The sequence below is a fragment of the Microbacterium barkeri genome (assembly GCF_027921765.1).
Classification (GTDB): Bacteria; Actinomycetota; Actinomycetes; order Actinomycetales; family Microbacteriaceae; genus Microbacterium; species Microbacterium barkeri.
This window is the reverse complement of the sequence record NZ_BSEJ01000003.1, coordinates 233,009-254,085: the sequence shown is the minus strand read 5'-3', so window position 1 is coordinate 254,085 and position 21,077 is coordinate 233,009. Positions and strand designations below refer to the sequence as shown.

Sequence of the window (21,077 nt, the reverse complement as noted above, 5' to 3'; positions counted from 1 at the left end):
CGCCACGCACGCCAACGCGAACGCGAGCGCGAGCAGGAACAGCGCCAGCGCGAACGCGAGCGCGAGCGCGAACAGCACCAGCGGGAACGCGAACAGCACCAGCGGGAACGCGAACAGCGCCAGCGCGAGCAGGAGGAGCGGGAGCGGGAGCGGCGGCTGCACCTCGAGATCGAACAGGACATCCAGGAATGGTTCCGCCACTACTGGACAACCCCCGAATACCTCGCCCAAGCCCTTCTCGATGCCGACGACATCGCCCACCACGAAGACCTCGACCACGGCACGGACACGCGCATCGAACCGCGACCGCAGCTCGCCACGGCATCACCCTGAGACCGGCCCACCGGCGGAGGCCCCGACCGGCGGACGCAGGGCACACGGAGACGCGGGCGAGTGAATCGCGACGGAGGCGTGTGCCGACGGGAACGCGGCGGCCCGGCGGCGCGCCGAGAGCCCCGACTACGACACGGCGGGTGCGATGTGCTCCTCGACGAGCGTGACACCGCCGAGGACATTGGCCGAGGTCGCCAGTTCCTCGAGCCAGGCTCGGTTCAGCTCGGGTGCGACGGGCTCGTCGAACTCGAAGCGGAGCGGGATGGCGGGGTGCACCCAGATCGTGCTGCGGCCTGCGGGCTCGCCCTCGGGATGGCGCCACGAGACGGCGAAGCTCTCGTGGCGGCGGAGCTTGGTCACGATCACGACTTTGAGGTGCGCGAGGGTGCGATCCTCGATCGCGATCGGCAGCGACTCGGAACCGTAGTAGAGGACGCCCATGCGCACGACCCTACGCGACGCCGCGGCCGGTCAGGAGGCGACGGCTCCGTCCTCCGCATCGTCGTCCGCCGCAGCCGCACCCTCGACGAGCGCCTTGAATCGCTCGAGGTCGCGCTGCATCGGGCCGTCGCCGAGCTCGGAGCCTGTGCCCTCATCGCCTTCGACCTCCCACGCCATGCGCAGCACGATCCGGGTACCCGTGCCGTCGCGAGAGAGGTCGACACGGCCATTGTGGAAGACGCCGTCGGTGCTCTGCCAGGCGAGACGCTCGGGAGGGGTCTGATCGACGATGTCGACGTAGAAGTCGTCGGAGACGCCTTCGATCGTGGCCGACCATCGCGAGCGCACCTCGTCGATGCGCCGTACGGAGTCGATTGCGTCGATGTAGTCCGGGAACGACTCGACCGCCGCCCAGTGACGGTAGGCCTCCTCGATCGGCACCTCGACGTGGATCTGCGCAACCTGCGTGGTCGTCATCTTCCCTCCCCAGGGCTGACGTCGGGCGTCGGGCCGCCCTCCTGGTGAACAGATCCTAGACCCGTGGTGGGCATGCCGCACCCACCTTCCCGTCAGCCCGAAGAGACCCGGTCCAGCAGACCCCCCTCGTCGACGAGCTCGAGCGCGAGCACCCGGTACCCCGCCGTCTCGAAGAACACGGTCATCCGATCCTCCTCGACCTCCATGACGGTGCCCTCGCCCCACTCGCGATGACGCACGCGATCGTCCGCGCGGAACGCCGCCTCCGGCGCGTCAGACACGGCAACGTCCGTCGGATCCGGCCTCTCTCCCCGCTCCTCCGCGCACACATCGCAGTTGCCGCACGCGTCGGCGAGCTCCTGGCCGAAGTAGCCGAGAAGTACCTGGCGTCGGCAGCGCCGCGCCTCGGCATACGAGCGGAGCATCTCGATGCGCGATCGGTCGATGCGCTCCCGGTCCTCGACGTGCGCGAGCGCGGCGTCGACCGCCGAATCGTCGTCCACCCCGCGCACGAGCGCGGCCCCTCGCCGGTCGAGGCGCACCGTGCCGGTGTCGGACAGGAGCGTGAGCAGGGCCGAGACCCTGCGGGCCGGGACGCCCGCGGCATCCGCGATCTCCGCGCGGCGCCGGCGTCCGTCGCGGATGGCCCGGAGAACACCCCGCAGATCGTCGGGATCGGCAGAGCGGGCCGCGAAGTACCGACGCAGCGCGAGGTCCTCGGGCCGATAGTGCAGCGTCGCCTGCGCTGCCGCGCCGTCACGACCGGAGCGACCCACCTCCTGGTAGTACGCATCGAGCGACTCGGGTGCATCGGCATGCACGACGAAGCGAACGTCCTCCTTGTCGATGCCCATCCCGAACGCCGAGGTGGCCACGACGACGTCGACCTCGCCGTCGAGGAATGTCTCATGCACGCGATGGCGCTCGGCGGCGCGAAGACCCGCGTGATAGGCCGCCGCGCGCAAGCCGCGATCCGCGAGCTCGTGCGCGTACCGCTCGGTGTCCTTCCGCGTCGAGGTGTACAGCAGACCCGTGCCGCGGAGACCGGCGACCTCGTCGACGACGGCGGAGCGCTTGGCGGCGTCGTCGCGATGGCGGCGGACGGCGAGAGAGATCTCCGGACGATCCATGTCGCCCACGAGCACCGCGGGCTCGCGCATTCCCAGGCGCCGAACGATCTCCTCGCGGACGGGCGTCGACGCGGTCGCCGTGAGGGCGACGATCGGCGGGCGCCCCAGCCGATCGGCGAGCCCTCCGAGGAGGAGGTAGTCCGGGCGGAAGTCGTGCCCCCACGATGTGATGCAGTGCGCCTCGTCGACGACGAGCAGCGAGACATCGCATGCGGCGAGCGCGTCGAGGACATCGTCCTTCACGAGCTGCTCGGGTGCGAGAAGCGCGTACTCCGCGTCGCCCTCGCGAATCCGACGCCAGGCCTCTCTCTGAGCGCGCACGCCGCGCGCGGAGTTCAGTGCGACGGCACCGGGCGCGGATGGCGCATCTCCGAGCCCGACGAGCTGATCGTCCTGCAGCGCGATGAGCGGCGAGACGACCACCGCGAGCCCCGGGCGCAGCGCACCGGCGACCTGGTACACCGCGGACTTGCCCGATCCGGTCGCCCAGACCGCGAGCACATCACGCCCCTCGACCGCCGCCGCGATCGCCTCCGCCTGCTCAGGGCGAAGCCGATCCAGCCCGAAGCGCTCGCGCGCGGTGCGCTCGATGTCGGCGCGGCTCATCCCTCGTCGCCATCGGCCGGGCCGCGTCCCGCGTCGAAGCGGGCGCGATACCGCTCCTCGGCCTCATCGAGCAGCGCGTCGGCGAGTCTCGCGACGGGTTCGACGTCGGCGAGCAGCGGCTCGCAGTCGGGGCCGCGACCGGCCTCGCGGCCGCGCAGAACCCACGCATAGCGCTCGGCGTCCTTCTGCTCCAGGTGGCGGTACTGGCAGAGCTGGCGGGCGAGCCAGTCGTCGAGCGGGCGCGTCCACCATGGTTCCGGATCGAGTGGGTTCACCGACAGGCCAGGCAGTTCGAGGCCGCTCTCGGTGTCGATGCTCGTCCGCGACGCATCGGCATCGGGCCCCGCGGAGTAGCGCACGTGCAGGCCCCTCGCCGCGCGGATTGCGCCCGCGAGCTCCTCGAGCGTGCGCAGAACGGGCAGGCTCATGCGAACACCACCGCCATCCCGCCCTCCGGCCGTGCCGGGATGCGCCGCAGGCTGATGCGCAGATCCTGCGGCAGGACCTCGTATCGCGAGCTGTTGACGAGCAGCGACAGCGCCTCGGCGACGAGATCGGATGTCGCGAGCTCCCCGGGGCATCGGTGCGCTCCGGGGCCGTCGCCGACGCCTTGCGCGACGATCGCGTGCGGCGAGGCGTCCGCGAAGCGGAACGGGTCGAACACGTCCGGCCGCTCCCAGAGCTCGGGTGAGTGGTCGGTGCCGTACAGGTCGAGGAGGAGGCACTGGCCCGCCGGGAACTCCTCGCCGCGCAGGCGGAACGGCGCGGTCGCGATCCCGCCGATCATCGGGAAGAAGGGGTAGAAGCGCCGCACCTCGTCGGCCATCCAGCGCGTCGTCTCGGCGTCGCCGGTCCCGACCCGCGCCGCCCATTCCGGATGCGCGTGCAGCGCGTGCCCCGCGAACGCGACGAACCGGGCCACGGCGACGACGGGGCGCAGGAGGTTCAGCAGCTCGACCGCGGCGACCTCGATGTCGAGCGGGCGGCCATCCTCCTCGTGGTGCGCGAGGCGACCGACGATCGAGACGGCGTCTCCGCGGGATCGGGCGGAGGACACGAGCGACGCCGCCCAGCGCTCGACCCGGCGACGGTGCGCGCGTGCCGCCCAGTTGCGGGGGCCGATGCTCGCCGCGCTGTCGATCATGCCGCGCAGGCCGGCCGTGATCGCGCGCTCCTCCACGGGCGGCGGCATCACCCCGACCCAGTGGAACGCAGCGCGTGCAAGCGCCGTCGTCGCGACATCCAGCAGACTCGTGCGCTCCCCCGAGACCTCCTCCACCGCGGCGCCCCACTCGGAGCGGAACAGCGCCACGAGCGTCCCGCGCCCGCGCTCGGCGATCTCGAGGAGGAGCGCGCGGCGCACGCGGTGCCGTTCGCCCTCGAGCGCCTGGACGCTGCCCTCGTCCTGCAGGAGGTGCATCGCGGATCGCGGGATGGCGCCGCTGCGTCGGAAGCCGCCGGCGCCGAAGACGTGGGCGGCCTCGGCTCCGCGGGCGACCACGACGGGGCGCCCGACGAGCCGGGTGCGGAAGGCGTCGGCCCCGACGTCCCGGTATCCGCGGAGGCCGAAGGCGTAGCCGTCGCGCGCGAGGCGATGGGTGGCGTCGAGGCACAGCGTCGGGACGCCGTCCGCGGCGGATCCGTCGGAGGGCCTCGAGGGCGCGGAGGCGGATGCGGTCATGCTCCGAGGTAATCAGGGCGCAGGGCCGGATCCCACGGGGTTGACAGGCGCCTCCGGCACGGGGCAGCCGCCCTCCGGCACGAGGCAGCCTCGCCGAGGTATCTTCGCGCGCCGTCGCCCCTCACGTTCGACAGGCGTTGTCAACCCGTGTGCTCCGGAGGATCGCGGACGCGACACTGGACGGCACATCAGCGGACGGATCGACAGCGCTGTCGAGAGCGGAGGAGAACCGTGAGCGTGATCTCAGATGCCCGAGAGGCCCGGAGCGCGACGCCGGAGGCCGTGCGGTCGCTCGGCGCGCGGCTGATCCCGGTGACCCTGACCTGCTATCAGGTCGCCGTGGGCGACCAGGTGCGCGGATACCTCTGCTGCACGGGCGAAGGGTGGGAGTGCTACGCAGGTCGCGCCCTGGACACCGCCGAGGACCTCGGCGTGCGCCGGACGCTCCTCGAGGCCGTGCGCACCGTCGTGGGGTAGCGCCGCTCAGCCCTCGTGATCGCTTCCGAGCACGACGCCCGCAAGCGATCCGGAGAGCTCGTGCCGCGCCCGCTGCCGTTCGGCGCCTGTGCCGCGCACGAGGATGTCCCGCGCGCCGGTCTGCGCCTGCTTCGCATCGCCGTTCGCGCGCAGGGCCGCGCGGACGTGACCCAGCAGCGCCTCGACGGCACCCGCCGCGGGCACCGCGCGCCCCGTGCCCGGGTCGACGAGGTCGCCGCGAACGCCCCACCGTGCCGCCATCCACGAGGCGAGGCGGATGCTCGGCGTCGGGATGTCGGGGGCCGGCTCGCCCGCACGCCATGCCGCGGCCGCGGTGTCGACGAGGGCGCGCACGAGGACGGCGATCGTGATCGTGTCCTCGGGATCGAGGCAGACGTCGGCGACGCGGATCTCGACGGTCGGATGGTGCCGCGACAGACGCGCGTCGAAGTAGAGCTGCCCGTCGTCGAGGATGCCGCCCGTCGCGAGGAGCGACTGCACGAGCTGCTCGTAGCGGGCGGGCGTGTGCAGGAGCTCGAGCGGACCGGCGGTCGGCCACTGGTGCCAGACGACATGGCGGTAGCTCGCGTACCCCGTGTCGGCGCCGTCGCGGAAGGGCGAGTTGGCGCTGAGTGCGAGGAGGATCGGCAGCCAGGCGCGGATGCGATCGAGGATGGCCACCCCCTCCTCGGCGTCCGCGATGGACACGTGCACGTGGAGGCCGCATTCGAGCGTCGCCGCGGCGAGTCCGCGGAAGCGCTCCAGCACCGCGTTGTAGCGCGGGCTCACGCTCGTGTGCGGCCGGCCGCGGATGGGCGACGTGGCGAGCGCGACCGCGCGCGCATCGAGCTCGCGAGCGAGACCATCCGCCATCTCCCGCCCCGCGAGCACGAACGACCTCAGCTCGTCGGCCGTCGCGCACGGGGGCGAGATGACCTCGAGCATCTCCTGGTCCATCTCCGACTCGAGCGCGAAGCCGGCCAGCTCGCGGCCGGCCGCCTGCGCGAGGATCTCGGGCGCGAGCGGACGCGGCCGCCCCGTGGTCGCGTCCACGAGCAGCAGCTCCTCCTCCACGCCGAATGTCCTCATGCTCGAGTATCCGCACGTGCGCGCGCGCGATGGGAGGTGCTTGCCGGAAGGGCTCCGGATCGGGTAGCGGGCGCGTAACAGAGCCTTCACACGGCGCGGGATCGGCCGCAACACGGCTCCGCTCGAATGAGACGACCATTCGAGCCCGGCGACGAGGAGCCAGATGACCACGTGCACGCAGTCGCGTCCCACGATCTCCGCCCCGACCGCACCGCCCTCCCCCGCCAGGCGGCTGCTCCCCGCGAGCCGACGCCGACCGGGCCCCCTCCTTGTGACGGCCCTGTTCTCACTCGGCTGGGTCTTCATGTACGCCGATCGGAACATCCTCTCGCCCGTGATGACGGTGATCCAGGAGGAGTGGGGCCTCTCGCGCACCGAGTTGGGCCTGATGTCGACGGTGTTCTTCCTCACCTACGCGCTCATGCAGATCCCGACGGGGTACATCGCCGATCGGTTCGGCCGCGTGCGGGTCGTGGTCGTGGGCTACGTGCTCTTCGGAATCGGCACGATTCTGAGCGGCTTCGCGTCGACGTTCCTCATCTTCCTCATGTTCCGCGCGTTCACGGGCGTCGGCGAGGGCACGTACTACAGCCCCGTCTACGGCATCTCGTCGAGCTACGTCTCGAAGCGCTGGCGCGGCGTCTCGGCGGCCGTCATCAACAGCGGGATGGCCGTCGGCATCTCGCTCGGATTCATCGGGTCGAGCTATCTGACCTTCACGCTGGGCCTGCCGTGGCACGTCACCTTCCTCGTGTTCGGCATCGCGACGGTCGTGGTGGCCGGGCTCATCCACTACTTCCTCGCGCCGATCGACGATGAGCACCGCGCGCAGCTCGCCGCCGCGCGCACCGTCGCAACTCCCGACGCGCCGGCGCGACGCGCGCTCTTCTCGCGCAACCACCTGCTCACGTACGTGCTGATCTTCTGCTCGCTGTACGGCTTCTTCTCGATGCTCACGTGGCTGCCGACCTACCTGCAGCAGGTGCGCGACGTCGCCCCCGCGCAGACGGGGATCATCGCCTCCCTCGTGCCCTGGGCCTCGATCCCCGGGGCCATCGTGCTCAGCATGCTCGCCCGCCGGATGTCGAACACACGGCCGCTGATCATCGCCCTCGCGCTCCTGGGCGGCCTCTGCCAGATCCTCGTTCCGCTCACGGGCGACTACGCGCTCATGATCGCGGGGCTCGTCGTCTACGGCCTCGTGGGCAAGCTCGCGCTCGACCCCATCCTCATCGCGTTCCTGGCCGAGAACACTCCGCAGGAGATGTACTCGAGGGCGTACGGCTACTTCAACTTCGCCGGGATGCTGTCGTCGATCTTCGCGCCGTACATCACCGGCGCCCTCGCCGACGCGACGGGAATGCTCGAGTCGGGCTTCTATCTCTCCGCAGCGCTCCTCCTCGTGGGCGCGATCGCGTTCTGCTTCACGAAGCCCGCGCGCGTGGAGGCGTGAGGCCGGGCGGGGCGGTCACCGGGTGCCGCGGCCGCCGCCGCAGGCTGCGGGCTTCCTTGGCGGCCTCGACGGCCTGCACGACCTGGGACACGACGACCACCCCCACCATGAAGACCGCCACTCCCGCGAGAACGAGCACCTCGACGACGGCGCTGGCGGCGGATGCACCGCGCACGAGCACCTCGCTTCCGACCGACTGGACCGTGGACATCGGCTTCTCCCTCTTCGAACGACGGTGATCCCACTCTCGCGGGCGGCAACCGCGAGGGGATCACCCCGGAGGCCGAACCGCGTCATCCTCGAGAGGGACATCCGCCGCGCACCCGGCATCCGGACCATCCCGGCCTCCGTGAGAGAATCGAGGGTTGCCGCCGCCGTGCGGCGAGAACCCCCGAAGCGCAGAACGGAGCGGCCCGAGTGAGCGGAGTCCCCAGGGACGTCGCACGCCTCACCGAGGCGCGCGAGGGCGCGGCGCTCAGCCTCGTCCGCAGCCGCTGGGCACCGCTCATCCTCGCGATCTTCCGGGCCTCGTTCTCGCAGGAGATCAAGCAGGTCCGCGCCGAGCGCCTGCACGTGCAGGTCGACACGTACCTGCACGAGCTGCGCGATGCGGGCTTCGAGGTCCCCGCGCAGGAGGAGGGGCGCGCGCTGTGCCTGTCGTGGATGCGCAGCCAGTGGCTGCGGCGCGTCCCGCTCGACGACGGCGGCGAGGCCTACGAGCTCACGTCGCACGCCCTCGCCGCGATGCGGATGCACAGCGAGCTCTCGCGCGAGCGCGCTCTGCTCAGCGAGTCGCGGCTCACGACCATCCTCGACGCGGTCCGCCGCTGGGCGACCGAGGCGAACCCCGACGAGACGACGCGGATGGCCGTGCTCGACGCCGAGATCGCGCGGCTCACGGCCGAGCGCGACCGCATCGCGGCGGGCGGCGAGGTCGAGATCGCCGACGACGAGCGGATGCTCGGGGGCTACACGGATCTCGTCGACCTCCTCGGTCAGCTCCCCGGCGACTTCCGCCGCGTCGAGGAGGCGCTCGACGCCATCCACGACCAGATGGTGCGCGACTTCCGCGCCGAGGAGCGCCCCAAGGGCGAGGTGCTCGGCGAGTACCTCGCCTCGAGCACCCGCCTCGCGTCGCAGACCCGCGAGGGCCGCGCGTTCCAGGGAGCCCTCACCGTGCTGAGCGATGAGGACCTGCTCGCCGAGTTCCGCGAAGACCTCCGCGCGATCATGAGCCATCCGTTCGCGCGCGATCTGTCGCCCGACGAGCGCGCGGCGTTCGTCAACGCCGACGCGCTGCTGCGCCGCGGTCTCCGCGACGTGCAGACCCGCCAGCAGCGCGCGTCGCAGTCGCTCGCCGAGTACCTCGCGGCGTACGACTCCCTGCAGGAGCGCGAGGTCACTCGCACGCTGCGCCGCGTCGAGCAGGAGCTCGCGGTGTGGATGGAGACCGCCCGCGCCCGCGACACCGTCCCGCTGCCGTGGATGCCGTCGCGCCTCGATATCGAGCACCTCCGCACGCGCTTCTACGATCCGAGTCGGGAGAAGCCCGCTCCCGCGCTCGAGGACGTCTCCGACCTCGCGCCGGCGCCGCCGTCGCTCGACGACGTCCGGCGTCAGGGCGGCCCGCTGCTCGACGAGGTGCGCCGAGGCCTCGACGCCGCGGCCGCCGACGGCGCGACCACCCTCTCGGCGGCGTTCAACGCCCTCCCGGACGACCTGCGCCGCCCCGTCGAGGTCTTCGGCCTCGCCTACCTCGCCGCCCGGGACGGCCTTCCCGGCGGGATCGCCGATGACGGGGGCGTCGTCCGCACCGTCCGCCCCGACGGCACAGAGCGCGCGCTCGCGCTCCCCCGCCTGCAGCCGCCGACCGACCTGACAGGAGACGACGATGACGACGCCTGACGACGCCTTCGCCGACGACGCCTTCACGACGCCCGACGCGATCGAGAACGCGCCCGACGACACCGCCCTGTCGCTCTTCGACGGCGACGACGGCATGCTCACGCTCGAGCAGCGCCGCTGCCTCGTCGTGATGCTCAAGCACCAGATCATCACCGACGAGCGCGAGGAGTGGCCCGTCCTCCTGCGCGACGCGCGCCTCATCAAGAGCCGCCTCAACGACCTGTTCCTCGACCTCGTGATCGACCGCGACCGCGGCGTCGCCTACAAGGTGCAGATCCGCTCCGACGCGTCGGGCTACGTCCCCCCGCTCCTGCGCGACTCCGCCTACACCCGCGAGGAGACCGTCCTCCTCGCGCACCTGCGCCAGCGGCACCTCGCCGAGCGCGGCAGCGGGCGCCCGCACGCCCACATCGACCGCGACGACTGCCTCGCCGCGGTGGCGCAGTTCCGCCCGGCGCACGCGACCGACCGCTCGGGCGACGAGAAGAAGGCGGGCGCCGCCGTCGACTCGCTCGTCAAGGCCGGCATCCTCGTGAAGGCCGACGGCGACGACCGCTTCCTCATCTCGCCCGTGATCGAGACGCTCCTGCCGATCGACCGGCTCCGGGTCATCCAGGAGTGGCTGGCCGAGCAGAACCGCCCCGAGAACGCCCTGCGGCGGCGGATCGAGCCGGCGGCGGATGAGCCGGAGGACGCACCGCAGGACGAGGACGACGAGGAGGACGCCGCGTGACGGATCTGCTCATCGCCGGGTACGACGACGAGACCGCCCAGTGGCGCGCGAGCCACCTCCAGGTGCTGAACTGGGGCGGCTTCCACGGCCACCACCGCGTGGACTTCGACCGCGAGGCGACCCTCATCTCGGGCGGCTCCGGCACGGGCAAGAGCACGCTCCTCGACGCGTACATCGCGCTCATGATGCCGTCGACCGTGCCGTTCAACGGCGCCTCGAACGACGCGACGGTCGGCCGGGCCCGCGGTGCCGACCAGCGCAACGTGCTGACGTACCTGCGCGGCAAGCGCGACACCGTCCGCGATGTCGAGCGCGTGCTCCGCGGCGACGGCACGAGCGCGTGGGGCGCGATCTCGATGACGTTCGTCGACGGCTCCGGCCGGCGGTACACGGCCCTGCGCACGTACTTCGCGCCCGCGGGCGCCCAGCGCAGCACCGAGGTGCGCACGCGCCAGCTCACCGTCGAGGGCGACTTCCATCTGCCCGATCTCGCCGACTTCGCGAACGGCCGGTTCGATCCGCGCGCGCTGCGGGCCCGGTTCACGGGGCTGCGCTCCTACGAGACGACCCAGGACTTCCTCTCCGCGGTCGCCGCCCGGCTCGGCATCGGCGAGGGCGGCAACAGCGACAACGCCCTGCGCCTCCTGTCGCGCATCCAGGCCGGCCACCAGGTGCGCACCGTCGACCGGCTCTACAAGGAGATGGTGCTCGAGGAGCCGCCGACGTACGCGGCCGCCGACGCCGTGCTCGCGCAGTTCCAGGCGCTCAAGCAGAGTCACGAGAGCCTCGCGACCGACGAGGCCAAGGAGCGGATGCTCGCCGAGATCGCGCACCTGCACGACGACTACGAGAGCGCACGCGACCGCGTCGCGCGCCTCGACCGCTACGGTCTCACGCGCGGCGACGACGCGACGCCCTTCCGGCTGTGGTGCCTCACGACGGAGTACCGCCTGCTCGGCGAGGCCGAGGAGGCGAACAAGGCCGCGCGCGACGCCGAGAAGGAGGCGCTCACGCTGGCCCTCTCGGCCGAGACCGCGCTCGCGGTCGAGGTCGAGGAGATCAAGGAGCAGCGGGCGCAGAACGGCGGCGACCTGCTCGCCCGGCTCGACGCGCGGGTCGCGGAGGCGCGGGCCCGAGCGGCCCGGATCGCCGACGCCCGGCGCACCCTGCAGGAGCGCGTGCGCACGCTCGGCGCGGAGTTCCCCACCGAGAGCGCGCTGCGCGCCGTGCAGGATGCCGCAGCGACGTTCCTCGAGGGCGTCGACGACCGACTCGCCGAGCTCAAGCGCCGTCGCGACGAGGAGGTCCTCGCGATCGGCGACCTGACCCGCCGCCGGCGCGGCGACGCCGCAGAGCTCGAATCGCTCGCGGGGCGCGACAGCCTCATCCCCGACGCCTACGACCGCACCCGGCGCGAGATCGCCCGCGCATGCGGGCTCGAGCCATCCGACCTGCCCTTCGCCGCCGAGCTCATGGACGTGCACCCCGACCACGAGCCGTGGCGCACGGCTGCCGAGGTCACCCTGTCGGGCATCGGCATGACGATGCTCATGGACGCGCGGCGGCAGCGGCAGATCCGCGAGGCCATCGAGTCGATGAAGCTCACGCGGCGCATCCGCTTCGACGGCGTCGACCTGTCGGAGGACGCCGAGACCCCGTCGGACCCGCGGTACATCTCGGGGCGCCTCGTCTTCCGGGACTCGCCGTTCACGGCGTGGGTCAAGCGGCGCGTCGTCGCGGGCGACCACCTCTGCGTGGACTCGCCCGCCGAGCTCGGCGGCGACGAGCCCAAGGTCACCGTCAACGGCCAGACGTCGCACGGCCGACGCGGTGCGCACGGCCGCGATCCGCGCGAGCGCTCGATCCTCGGCTTCTCGAACGCCGCGCGCCGGCAGGAGATCGAGGCGGAGATCGCCGAGACGACCGCCCGCATCGCCGCGCACGAGGAGGCCCGAGCCGCGCAGGAGCGCGAGGCCGACGAGGTGCAGCGCCTCGCCGAGGCGTACCGCCGCGTGCAGGACGTCGAGTGGGCGTCGATCGACGTCGCCTCCGTCGAGAAGGAGGTCGCCGAGCTCGAGGCGCAGCGCGAGGCCATCCTCGACCGGTCGGACCTTCTCGTCGAGCTCGAGGAGCGGCTGCGCGATGCGGCGGAGCGCCTCGAGTCGGCGCGCGAGGAGCGCTACCGCCGCGCGGCTGCGCTCGAGGACCTCGAGCGCACGTGGGGCGCGATCGTCGACCGGCAGGATGCCGTCGCGACCGAGCGCGACCGCCTGGCCGAGCGCCCCGACATCGTCCTGACCGACGAGGACGCGGCGCACCTCGACCGGGAGTTCCGCCGCATCGAGCCCGACGCGACGCACGATCGGTTCGCGAAGGCCGTCCCCCGGCTCGCCGACGAGCTGCAGCTGGACGTCCGCCGCGCGCACGCCACGCTCGACTCGGCCGCGGCGTCGCTCGAGCGCATCTTCGCCGCCTACAACGAGAGGTGGCCGGATCCGAACCGCGGCACGACCGTCGACGCGTACGACGAGTTCGCCGCGATCTACGAGGAGATCACGCACCACGGCCTCTCGCAGCACCGGCTCGAGTTCCGGCGTCACCTGCAGGAGGTCAGCACGATGGACCTCAAGATGCTGAGCGACTCGTTCGGCCACGCCCTGCTGAGCATCGAGGAGCGCCTCGAGCCGGTCAACGACATCCTCCGCGATCTGCCGTTCGCATCGGAGACCGACCGGCTCCGCATCGACATGCGCCATCTGCACCCCGAGCGCATCGAGTCGATCAAGACGCAGCTGAGGGAGCTCTCCGCGGATGTCACGGGCGAGTGGACCGCGGAGGAGGCCGACCGGCGCTTCGCGCGTCTGCAGGAGTTCATCGACCTCATCGACCTCCCCGAGTCGGGCGTCAACCCGCGCCGCGACGAGGTGCTCGACGTGCGCCGCCACATCGAGATCACGGCGAGCCGCATCGATCCCGAAGGCCGCGAGGTGAGCACCTACTCGACCCTCGGCGACAAGTCGGGCGGCGAGTCGCAGGAGCTCGTGGCGTTCATCGTGGGCGCCGCCCTGCGGTACCAGCTCGGCGATCAGACGCGCTCGTGGCCGCGGTTCGCGCCGGTCTTCCTCGACGAGGGATTCGTCAAGGCCGACAGCGCGTTCACGGGGCGCGCGATCCGCGCGTGGCTCGGCCTTGGCTTCCAGATCATCGTGGTGGCGCCGCTCGACAAGGTGACGACGCTCGAGCCGCACATGGGGCTCAATCTCTCGGTCACGAAGAACGACGCCGGCTACTCGTTCATCACGGCGTTCCGCGACGTCGCCCTACGCTGAGACGGGCGCAGCCTGCAGCGCGTGCACGACCGGAGCGAGCTCGGGTCGTGCAGCGGCCTCGTCCAGCACGCGCTCGAGCGTCTCGTCGTGGATGGGGCGCGCCCGCTGGAAGAGATCGCGCCCGGCGGGCGTGAGCTCGGTGTAGATGCCGCGGCGGTCGTCCGCGCAGAGGACGCGCGTGAGCAGCCCGCGGTCCTCGAGCCGGTTCACGAGCCGCGTCGTCGCGCTCGCGCTCAGGGCGGCGGCGCCCGCGAGCTGCTGCATCCGCATGTGCCATCCGTCCTGACGGCTCAGCGCGTCGAGCACCGTGTACTCGACGACCGAGAGCTCGACGGATGTCGCGAGCGCGCGCTCGAGGGCGGTCTCGATGAGGCCATGCAGGGCCGCGAGCGTGCGCCATCCCTGCGCGCGCACCTCGACCGCGTCGTCGGCGATTCCCATGTCTCCTCCAGATAGTTGCTTGCGCGTTGTATCCGCGTGTGGCAGTATTTCTCGGGCCGCCGCAAAATCCCGCGCGTGCAAGTAAACCGAGCATACCAGGAGACCCCTTCATGCCCCTCGGACTGATCGCCCTCGCCATCGGCGCCTTCGGCATCGGACTCACGGAATTCGTCATCATGGGCCTGCTGCCCGAGGTGGCGCGCGACTTCGCCGTCTCGGAGGCGGCCGCCGGATGGCTCATCTCGGGCTACGCGCTCAGCGTCGTGGTCGGCGCCCTCCTCCTCACGGCCGCGACCATCCGACTGCCCCGCAAGGCCGTGCTCCTCAGCCTCGTCGTCCTCTTCATCCTCGGCAACGCGCTCACCGCGCTCGCACCCGACTACGCCACCGCCATGGCCGGGCGCGTCCTCGCCGCGCTCTGTCACGGCGCGTTCTTCGGCATCGGCTCGGTCGTCGCCGCGGGCCTGGTCGCGCCCGAGAAGAAGGCCGGCGCGATCGCCATCATGTTCACGGGCCTCACGGCCGCGAACGTGCTGGGCGTGCCGTTCGGCACGTTCCTCGGCCAGGAGCTCGGCTGGCGCTCCACGTTCTGGGCGATCTCCGCGATCGGCCTCATCGCGCTCGCAGGCGTCGCGGCCCTCGTCCCGGCCATCCCCGCTCCCGAGGAGCGCGTGAGCCTGCACCGCGAGCTGCGTGCGTTCCGCTCGTCCCAGGTCTGGCTCTCGCTCGTCGTCACGGTCCTCGCGTTCGGCGGCATGTTCGGCGCCTTCACGTACATCGCGTACACGCTCACCGAGGTCAGCGGCTTCGCGGCAGGCGCCGTGCCCTGGCTGCTCGTGGTGTTCGGGGCCGGCCTCGTGCTCGGCAACGGCGTCGGCGGGCGGCTCGCCGACCGCGCGATCGACCGGACGCTCATCGTCTTCACCGCGGCGCTCGTCGTCGTGCTCGCGCTCTTCGCCCTGCTCGCCGGATCGCAGATCGCGACCGTCGTCGCCCTCTTCCTCATGGGCGGCTTCGGCTTCGGCACCGTCCCGGGCCTCCAGAGCCGCATCATGGCGTATGCCGGCCAGGCTCCGACGCTCGCCTCGGGCGCGAACATCGGCGCGTTCAACGTCGGCAACGCGCTCGGCGCGTGGGCCGGAGGCGTCGCGATCACCGCGGGCCTCGGCTACACCGCGCCGATCTGGGTCGGCGCCGCGATGACCGCCGCCGCCCTGGCCGTGCTCGCCGTGGCAGCCGGGATGGCGCGCACCCGGGTCGCCGCCGACGCGGTCGCGGTCGCGGCCTGACCGCAGGAGGAGAATAGAGGGGATGGCTCCTCCCTCCTTCCTGCGCGACCTCTTCCGCATCCAGCCGGCGCGCGGGGAGTGGACCGTGGCCATCCGGGCGGCGCTGTCCGTGCTGCTGCCGCTCCTCGTGCTCTGGGGAGCCGACCGGCTCGACTGGGCGATGTACGCGTCGTTCGGCGCGCTGTCGTCGATCTTCGGCCGGACCCTCCCCCTCCCGGAGCGGCTGCGGTCGCAGGCGGAGGCGGGGCTGACGCTCATCCTCGCGATCCTCCTCGGCGTCGCGGTGGCGCTCTCGCCCGGACGGGAGTGGCTGCTCATCCCGGTCGCGGCCGTGTTCGCGACCGGGATCGCGGTCGTCTCGCACCGACGCAACTGGCACCCGCCCGGCGTGCTCTTCCACGTCTTCGCGCTCGGCGCGTGCGCCTCGACCGCCCGCACCGTCGCCGACCTCGTGCCCGCCGCGCTCGTGTCGGCCGCCGCCCTCGCGCTGAGCCTCGCGCTCACCTATCTGACCTCGCTCGGTCGCCACCTCTGGCGGCGCCACATCGCGCGCGTCGCGCAGACCTGGCCGCGCCGCCCCGCGGACCCCGGCACCCTGCCTGGCGACGGCCCCGAGTGGCCGCTGCGGCACTACCTCGTCCGGTACGGCCTCGGCGTCGTGCTCGCGGGCTCCGTCGCGACCGCGATCGGCATCGGCCATCCGTACTGGGCGATCGTCTCGGTCGTCGTCCCGATGGCGGCGCCGACGGCATCCGCGCGCCTCCTCCGCGGCACGCAGCGCGTCGTCGGAACCCTCGTCGGCGTGCTCATCACGTGGGCCGTGCTGGCCTTCGCGCCGCCGCCGCTCGCCCTCATCCTCATCATCGCGGTGATGCAGCTCGGCGCCGAGCTGTTCATCGGCCGGAACTACACGGTCGCGCTGCTCTTCATCACACCGCTCGCGCTGTGCATGGTGCAGCTCGGCCATCCGCTGCCGGTGGCGCAGCTCATGGCGGACCGCGCGATCGAGACCGTGCTCGGCGTCGCCGTCGCGATGGCCATCACGCTGATCACCCGCGAGCGCCGGCAGCGCGGCGACGCGGAGTAGGCGCCGTCGACGTCAGTCGATCGGGCAGACCGCCTTCTCGGCGACGACGGCGTGGAAGTCCTCCGCGGTCCACGGGAGGCCGAACTCGGGCTGCTCCTGGCCGTCCGCGGCCGGCGCCTTCGACGCGATCGCCGCGAGCTCCTTCGCGAGCGCGCCCACGAGATCCGCGCCGGCGGCCGAGTTGTTGAGCGCGACGGCGACGGTCATGCCCGTCTGCGGGTCGGCGTACACGCTCGTCAGGTACCCGAGCGCCGCGCCCTTCTGGCCGACGAGGCTGCCCGCGATGTACGCGCCGCTGACGTAGTCGTCGCCCTCGTAGGGCAGCGCCTTCGACCAGCGCTCCGTGCGCTCGCCCTCATCGTCGATCGACGCGAGCGCGAGCGACTGCCCGAAGCGGGCGAGATCGCCGATCGTGCTCGTCGCGCCCGAGTCGGTGAAGCCGATGCTCGACGAGCTCGTCGTGTACTCCGTCGGCGCGACGCAGCCGGCCTCGCGATCCGCGCCGTCCGAGATCCAGCCGCGCAATGCCGGCTCCCCCGGCTCGGCGGCCGCGTCCTTGGGGAGCTCGGTCGCGGTCAGGTCGAGCGGCTCGGCGAGGTACTCCTCGAACAGCGTGTGCATGCTCTCGCGGGTGGCGTGCTCGAGGGCCATGCCGAGGAGGATGTACCCAGCGTCCGAGTCGCGGACCTCAGCGCCCACGCGCCCGCGCTCGGCGATGCCGGTCGCGGCGAGCTCACGCGGGTTCCACTCGCGCTTCGGCGTGGCCGTGAACTGCGGGGAGAGGCGGTCGCGGCCGTCGCCGAGGCCCGACGTGCCGTCGCAGAGCTGCTGGAGGGTGATGTCGGAGAGATTGGGAACGCTCGACACCCACTCGCTCACGGGGTCGTCGAGGGCGACGACGCCCTCGTCGGCGACCCGGTAGAGCACGTCGCACGTCATCGCCCGGGTGACCTCGCCGACGCGGAAGCGCATGTCGGTCGTGACGGGCTCGTCCGAGTCGGGGCCGGTCGTGCCGATGCCCTCGACCCAGGCCCCGGCCCACGGGATCCAGACCGAGACGAGGGCGCCCGATGCTCCGGCACCCTGCATCGCGTGGTCCACCGCCGCCTCGAGCTGCTCGACGGTCTTCTTCGGAAGCTCCGACGAGGCGATCGGCACCTCCGATCCGGCAGCCGCAGCGCTCGCCGTGCAGCCGGACGCCGCGAGCGCGATCGCCGCGAGTCCCGCGAGGACCGCCGAGGCGCGCGCCATCCGCGCGCGCACAGTGGATTTCCGCATTCCACAACCCCCCAGTTGCTCCGAGGTCGAGTTTAGGCGACCCTTGCCCGGGATCCCGGCGAGGATGCAGAACCGTGACGTTCCGCGGCGCTCAGCCCGTCGCCGCCGAGCGCATGCCCGCCGCGTCGCGCTCCCACGCGGCCCGCATGAACCGGCGGACGTCCTCGTCGACGCGGATGTCGGATGGCCGCAGCGGACGGGTGAGGTACAGGCCGTCGAGCGACGTGAGGCGCGAGAGGGCGACGTACGTCTGCCCGGGGGCGAAGGCGCCCGAGCCGAGATCGACGATCGCGCGGTCGTAGGTCTTCCCCTGCGACTTGTGGATCGTGACGGCCCACGCGAGGCGGAGCGGGAACTGCGTGAACTCGGCGACCACGTCGCGGCTGAGCTTCTTCGACGCCGCGTCGTACGAGTAGCGGTGCTTCTCCCACACGGTCGGCTCGACGTCGAACTCCTCGCCGTCGACCTCGACGCGCACGGAGTCGCCCATGATGCGGGTGACGATGCCGATCGTGCCGTTCACCCAGCGCGGCCCGTCGGGGCCCGACACGTCGTTGCGGAGGAACATCACCTGCGCGCCGACCTTGAGCTTGAGCTGCTCGTCAGCCGGGTACACGTCGCCGCGGCCGAAGTCGCCGCTGATCTCGGCGACCGCGGTCTGCTCTCTCCCGGCCAGGGCGGCGAGGTGCTTCGCGTTGATCGCGTTCACGCGGTCGTTGCGCGTCGCGAGCGTGATCACGGGATCGGAGGGGTCGGAGGGCGGAGTGCGCGCGCCCGCGCGGTTGAGCTTCTCGGCGATGTCGGCGGTGACGCGCCCGTACCGGACCGCGTTCAGCATCGCCTTGAACCCGTCGTCGGACTGACGGTGGATGTGGGTGAGCTCGCGGATGTGCAGATCCGCGCCGTGGCGCCCCAGGTCGATGAGCCCGTCGCCGCCCGGCTCGGCACCGGCCCACACGTGGGCGTCGAAGAACCAGAACGAGCGGTAGTGATCGGCGATGTAGCGCGCCTCGTCGCCGCGGGGCGGGACGGGGGCGAGCTGGTAGGGGTCGCCGAACATGACCACCTGCACGCCGCCGAACGGCTCGCGGCGTCGGCCGCGCGCCTGGCGGAGCGACCGGTCGATGGCATCCATGAGGTCGGCGTTGACCATCGAGATCTCGTCGATCACGAGCGTGTCGATCGCGTTGAGCAGCTTGCGGGTCGCGTCGCTCTGCTCGAGATCCTGGTCGGCGATGAGCCCGATCGGGAGCTTGAAGAGCGAGTGGATGGTCTGGCCCTCGACGTTGAGCGCCGCGACGCCCGTGGGCGCGCAGATCGCGATCTGCTTGCTCGTGTGCCACGTCAGGTGGCGCAGCAGGGTCGACTTGCCCGTGCCCGCGCGCCCCGTGATGAAGACATGCTCGCGCGTGTCCTCGATGAGGCGGAACAGGGCTTCCTGCTCCGCCGACAGAGCAGGTGCGGTCACCCTTCCATCGTAGAGAGGTGAACGCGGCCCGGTTCCGGCACTCCACAGCCGTTCGCAGGCTCCGCGCGGCGTGTCGTTCCTAGACTGGCCGCATGGAGCAGGCCGTGACCGACGCCGCGCCCTCGCGCGGAGGGTCGGCCGACGCGCCCTCCCCGGCCACGGCCATCCGCCGGCGCGAACGGGGGCGCACCGCCGAGGTGGCGGGCTTCGTCGTCGTCGGGCTGCTCCTCGTCGCGGCGATCGCCGCGGGCTTCGCGGCCCTGTATCGCGTCTTCTGGGGCCCGGAGGCCTTCGTGGAGCGGTACGTCGGGATGCTCGCCGACGGGCGCGCGGCCGACGCGCTCACGATCCCCGGCGTCGCCGTCGACTCGGCGGATCTCGAGGCCGCCGGGATCCCGACGACCGTGAGCGACGCGCTGCTGCGCGGATCGGCGCTGTCCGACGACCTCGGCGACGTGAAGGTGATCGCGTCGCGGATGTCGGAGGGCGTCGTCGAGGTGACCCTCTCGTTCTCCGCGGCAGGCCAGGAAGGGCGCTCCACGTTCCGCGTCGAGCAGGACGGATGGTCGGGCCTCGTCCCGGCCTGGCGCTTCGAGACGACGCCACTCGCCGTGCTCGATGTGACGGTGCGCGGCTCGATGCGCTTCACGGTCAACGGGTTCGAGCTCGACAAGCGGCAGGTCTCGCCCGACGGGGCCGACGCCGCGCCCCTCGATCCGGTCTCGATGCTCGTGTTCGCGCCGGGCGCGTACGCCGTCTCGGTCGACACGTCGGCCGCGCAGGCCGCGCCCGTCCGCGCGCTCGCGCAGCAGTCCCTCGCGGCGGTCCCCGTCGACGTGCAGGCGCGCCCGACCGACGAGTTCAACGACATCATCACGGGTCAGGTGCACGACTTCCTCGAGCAGTGCACGACGCAGCGGGTGCTTCAGCCGACCGGCTGCCCTTTCGGCTACGAGACCTACGAGCGCGTGATCACCCCGCCGACCTGGTCGATCGCCGCGCAGCCGAATGTCGCCGTCGTGCCGGACGGCGCGTACTGGGCGATCGCGCCAGCCGGCGCGATCGCCCACATCGAGATGGACGTGCAGTCGATCTACGACGGCTCGATCTTCCACGTGAGCCAGGACGTGACCTTCACGATCGACGGGGCCATCGACATCCTGCCCGACGGCTCCGCCGCGATCAGCATCGGGTCGCCGGACGTCTAGGCTGCGTCGGCCGACGCCGTGATCTTCTCGGACTCCGCAGGCGCAGCGACCGCCTCAGGCGTCGCACGGGAGTCGGTGCCCTGGGGCGCCGCGCCAGTCTCGGTGTCCCCAACCGTCGGCTCGTCGTCGATGTCCACGAGCACGCGCTTCGGATGGCCAGAGCTGCCGCCCACGACGACCCACTTCCGCCGCCTCGCGGGCTCGCGCCCCTCCGGAGGCTCCGCGACGGTCTCATCGGCGGCAACCGGCCGGATCACCCGCACCTGCTGCATTTCGGAGCCGAGGACGACTCCCGCGGGATCGGGGTGCTCGTCCCCTCCGGCGCGCGCCGGGCCCACGACGGTCTCCCTGACCGCCTCGGCGCTCGGAACCTCGTCGGCGCGGCTCTCCTCCGCTGCCGGGTCGAGGGCGTCGCGGACGATGCGTCGGGGATCGTAGCGGCGGGGGTCCATCGCCTTCCACTCCTCGAGCGAGATGCCGGTCTCGGCCTCGGTCCGTTCGCGGGCTGCGTCGAGGAACGAGCGCACGGAGCGGATGAGCTCGGCCACCCGCTGCGCGTAGTGCGGGAGGCGGGTCGGGCCGACGATCACGGCAGCGATAAGGGCGATGACGAGGAGCTTCTCGAAGGTCAGACCGAACATGACGGGTCCTC

The 21,077-nt window shown here is 72.1% G+C and carries 20 protein-coding genes; 8 read left to right on the top strand and 12 right to left on the bottom strand.

What is annotated here, in order from left to right; genetic code table 11:
- The 6 genes from PKE79_RS05570 to PKE79_RS05545 form a co-directional block, all read right to left on the bottom strand.
- On the bottom strand, positions 1–279 hold a 279-nt coding region (locus PKE79_RS05570; protein ID WP_271172677.1), incomplete at its 3' end, for a hypothetical protein.
- Between the two features lie 180 nt (positions 280–459).
- Complete coding sequence (locus PKE79_RS05565) at positions 460–774, bottom strand: DUF7882 family protein (protein ID WP_271172676.1); 315 nt, start codon at positions 772–774, stop codon at positions 460–462.
- Between the two features lie 30 nt (positions 775–804).
- Positions 805–1,251: an SRPBCC family protein gene (locus PKE79_RS05560; protein ID WP_271172675.1), complete on the bottom strand. Its 447-nt coding sequence runs from the start codon at positions 1,249–1,251 to the stop codon at positions 805–807.
- Between the two features lie 92 nt (positions 1,252–1,343).
- Positions 1,344–2,987 (bottom strand): RecQ family ATP-dependent DNA helicase, encoded by a 1,644-nt coding sequence (locus PKE79_RS05555; protein WP_271172674.1) that lies wholly within the window; start codon positions 2,985–2,987, stop codon positions 1,344–1,346.
- The gene (locus tag PKE79_RS05550) at positions 2,984–3,415 is read right to left on the bottom strand and encodes a DUF6098 family protein (protein WP_271172673.1); all 432 of its coding nucleotides are present in this window, start codon (positions 3,413–3,415) and stop codon (positions 2,984–2,986) included. Before PKE79_RS05550 ends, PKE79_RS05555 begins: the two co-directional genes overlap by 4 nt.
- Positions 3,412–4,668 carry a cytochrome P450 gene (locus PKE79_RS05545; protein WP_271172672.1) on the bottom strand — a complete coding sequence of 419 codons (1,257 nt, stop codon included), beginning with the start codon at positions 4,666–4,668 and terminating at the stop codon, positions 3,412–3,414. Before PKE79_RS05545 ends, PKE79_RS05550 begins: the two co-directional genes overlap by 4 nt.
- A 231-nt stretch (positions 4,669–4,899) precedes the next feature.
- On the opposite strand from PKE79_RS05545, the gene PKE79_RS05540 reads away from it, so the two are divergent.
- Positions 4,900–5,145 carry a hypothetical protein gene (locus tag PKE79_RS05540; RefSeq protein WP_271172671.1) on the top strand — a complete coding sequence of 82 codons (246 nt, stop codon included), beginning with the start codon at positions 4,900–4,902 and terminating at the stop codon, positions 5,143–5,145.
- 6 nt (positions 5,146–5,151) lie between these two features.
- Here the strand turns inward: PKE79_RS05540 and PKE79_RS05535 are convergent, their stop codons facing one another.
- A complete protein-coding gene (locus tag PKE79_RS05535) occupies positions 5,152–6,234 on the bottom strand; it encodes a carboxylate-amine ligase (protein WP_271172670.1) in 1,083 nt (360 codons plus the stop codon).
- A 163-nt stretch (positions 6,235–6,397) separates the two neighbouring features.
- Between PKE79_RS05535 and PKE79_RS05530 the strand changes: the two genes are divergently transcribed.
- The gene (locus PKE79_RS05530) at positions 6,398–7,687 is read left to right on the top strand and encodes an MFS transporter (protein ID WP_271172669.1); all 1,290 of its coding nucleotides are present in this window, start codon (positions 6,398–6,400) and stop codon (positions 7,685–7,687) included.
- Here PKE79_RS05530 and PKE79_RS05525 read toward each other — a convergent pair.
- Entirely contained in the window at positions 7,659–7,898 is a 240-nt protein-coding gene (locus PKE79_RS05525) for a hypothetical protein (RefSeq protein WP_271172668.1), read from the bottom strand. The two genes, PKE79_RS05530 and PKE79_RS05525, sit on opposite strands and share 29 nt — an antisense overlap.
- A 206-nt stretch (positions 7,899–8,104) precedes the next feature.
- On the opposite strand from PKE79_RS05525, the gene PKE79_RS05520 reads away from it, so the two are divergent.
- Genes PKE79_RS05520 through PKE79_RS05510 form a run of 3 tightly spaced genes read left to right on the top strand, consistent with a single transcriptional unit; the run spans position 8,105 to position 13,654 of the window.
- On the top strand, positions 8,105–9,592 hold the full coding sequence (locus PKE79_RS05520; protein WP_271172667.1) for a DUF3375 family protein: 1,488 nt from the start codon (positions 8,105–8,107) through the stop codon (positions 9,590–9,592).
- On the top strand, positions 9,579–10,325 hold the full coding sequence (locus PKE79_RS05515; protein WP_271172666.1) for a DUF4194 domain-containing protein: 747 nt from the start codon (positions 9,579–9,581) through the stop codon (positions 10,323–10,325). The genes PKE79_RS05520 and PKE79_RS05515 overlap by 14 nt, the downstream gene beginning before the upstream one ends.
- Positions 10,322–13,654: an ATP-binding protein gene (locus PKE79_RS05510; protein ID WP_271172665.1), complete on the top strand. Its 3,333-nt coding sequence runs from the start codon at positions 10,322–10,324 to the stop codon at positions 13,652–13,654. Before PKE79_RS05515 ends, PKE79_RS05510 begins: the two co-directional genes overlap by 4 nt.
- On the opposite strand, the gene PKE79_RS05505 is transcribed toward PKE79_RS05510, so the two are convergent.
- Positions 13,646–14,095: a MarR family winged helix-turn-helix transcriptional regulator gene (locus PKE79_RS05505; protein ID WP_271172664.1), complete on the bottom strand. Its 450-nt coding sequence runs from the start codon at positions 14,093–14,095 to the stop codon at positions 13,646–13,648. The two genes, PKE79_RS05510 and PKE79_RS05505, sit on opposite strands and share 9 nt — an antisense overlap.
- A 110-nt stretch (positions 14,096–14,205) precedes the next feature.
- Here PKE79_RS05505 and PKE79_RS05500 point away from each other — a divergent pair, with 110 nt between their 5' ends.
- Both PKE79_RS05500 and PKE79_RS05495 read left to right on the top strand, forming a co-directional pair.
- Positions 14,206–15,384 (top strand): MFS transporter, encoded by a 1,179-nt coding sequence (locus tag PKE79_RS05500; protein ID WP_271172663.1) that lies wholly within the window; start codon positions 14,206–14,208, stop codon positions 15,382–15,384.
- Between the two features lie 22 nt (positions 15,385–15,406).
- Positions 15,407–16,471, top strand: coding sequence for an FUSC family protein (locus tag PKE79_RS05495; RefSeq protein ID WP_271172662.1), 1,065 nt, complete (start codon positions 15,407–15,409; stop codon positions 16,469–16,471).
- Positions 16,472–16,483: 12 nt separating this feature from the next.
- On the opposite strand, the gene PKE79_RS05490 is transcribed toward PKE79_RS05495, so the two are convergent.
- Together PKE79_RS05490 and PKE79_RS05485 are read right to left on the bottom strand one after the other, a co-directional pair.
- Positions 16,484–17,749: a serine hydrolase domain-containing protein gene (locus PKE79_RS05490; RefSeq protein WP_271172661.1), complete on the bottom strand. Its 1,266-nt coding sequence runs from the start codon at positions 17,747–17,749 to the stop codon at positions 16,484–16,486.
- Between the two features lie 91 nt (positions 17,750–17,840).
- Positions 17,841–19,217: an ATP-dependent DNA helicase gene (locus tag PKE79_RS05485; RefSeq protein WP_271172660.1), complete on the bottom strand. Its 1,377-nt coding sequence runs from the start codon at positions 19,215–19,217 to the stop codon at positions 17,841–17,843.
- Between the two features lie 92 nt (positions 19,218–19,309).
- On the opposite strand from PKE79_RS05485, the gene PKE79_RS05480 reads away from it, so the two are divergent.
- On the top strand, positions 19,310–20,425 hold the full coding sequence (locus PKE79_RS05480) for a hypothetical protein (protein WP_271172659.1): 1,116 nt from the start codon (positions 19,310–19,312) through the stop codon (positions 20,423–20,425).
- Here the strand turns inward: PKE79_RS05480 and PKE79_RS05475 are convergent.
- Positions 20,422–21,066, bottom strand: coding sequence for a twin-arginine translocase TatA/TatE family subunit (locus tag PKE79_RS05475; protein ID WP_271172658.1), 645 nt, complete (start codon positions 21,064–21,066; stop codon positions 20,422–20,424). The two genes, PKE79_RS05480 and PKE79_RS05475, sit on opposite strands and share 4 nt — an antisense overlap.
- Between the last annotated feature and the right edge of the window lie 11 nt (positions 21,067–21,077).

Excerpts from the sequence above, each read along its gene's own strand:
- PKE79_RS05565 (WP_271172676.1), bottom strand. The coding sequence starts at position 774 with ATGGGCGTCCTCTACTACGGTTCCGAGTCGCTGCCGATCGCGATCGAG.
- PKE79_RS05560 (WP_271172675.1), bottom strand. The coding sequence starts at position 1,251 with ATGACGACCACGCAGGTTGCGCAGATCCACGTCGAGGTGCCGATCGAG.
- PKE79_RS05555 (WP_271172674.1), bottom strand. The coding sequence starts at position 2,987 with ATGAGCCGCGCCGACATCGAGCGCACCGCGCGCGAGCGCTTCGGGCTG.
- PKE79_RS05550 (WP_271172673.1), bottom strand. The coding sequence starts at position 3,415 with ATGAGCCTGCCCGTTCTGCGCACGCTCGAGGAGCTCGCGGGCGCAATC.
- PKE79_RS05545 (WP_271172672.1), bottom strand. The coding sequence starts at position 4,668 with ATGACCGCATCCGCCTCCGCGCCCTCGAGGCCCTCCGACGGATCCGCC.
- PKE79_RS05535 (WP_271172670.1), bottom strand. The coding sequence starts at position 6,234 with ATGAGGACATTCGGCGTGGAGGAGGAGCTGCTGCTCGTGGACGCGACC.
- PKE79_RS05530 (WP_271172669.1), top strand. The coding sequence starts at position 6,398 with ATGACCACGTGCACGCAGTCGCGTCCCACGATCTCCGCCCCGACCGCA.
- PKE79_RS05525 (WP_271172668.1), bottom strand. The coding sequence starts at position 7,898 with ATGTCCACGGTCCAGTCGGTCGGAAGCGAGGTGCTCGTGCGCGGTGCA.
- PKE79_RS05515 (WP_271172666.1), top strand. The coding sequence starts at position 9,579 with ATGACGACGCCTGACGACGCCTTCGCCGACGACGCCTTCACGACGCCC.
- PKE79_RS05505 (WP_271172664.1), bottom strand. The coding sequence starts at position 14,095 with ATGGGAATCGCCGACGACGCGGTCGAGGTGCGCGCGCAGGGATGGCGC.
- PKE79_RS05500 (WP_271172663.1), top strand. The coding sequence starts at position 14,206 with ATGCCCCTCGGACTGATCGCCCTCGCCATCGGCGCCTTCGGCATCGGA.
- PKE79_RS05495 (WP_271172662.1), top strand. The coding sequence starts at position 15,407 with ATGGCTCCTCCCTCCTTCCTGCGCGACCTCTTCCGCATCCAGCCGGCG.
- PKE79_RS05490 (WP_271172661.1), bottom strand. The coding sequence starts at position 17,749 with ATGCGGAAATCCACTGTGCGCGCGCGGATGGCGCGCGCCTCGGCGGTC.
- PKE79_RS05480 (WP_271172659.1), top strand. The coding sequence starts at position 19,310 with ATGGAGCAGGCCGTGACCGACGCCGCGCCCTCGCGCGGAGGGTCGGCC.
- PKE79_RS05475 (WP_271172658.1), bottom strand. The coding sequence starts at position 21,066 with ATGTTCGGTCTGACCTTCGAGAAGCTCCTCGTCATCGCCCTTATCGCT.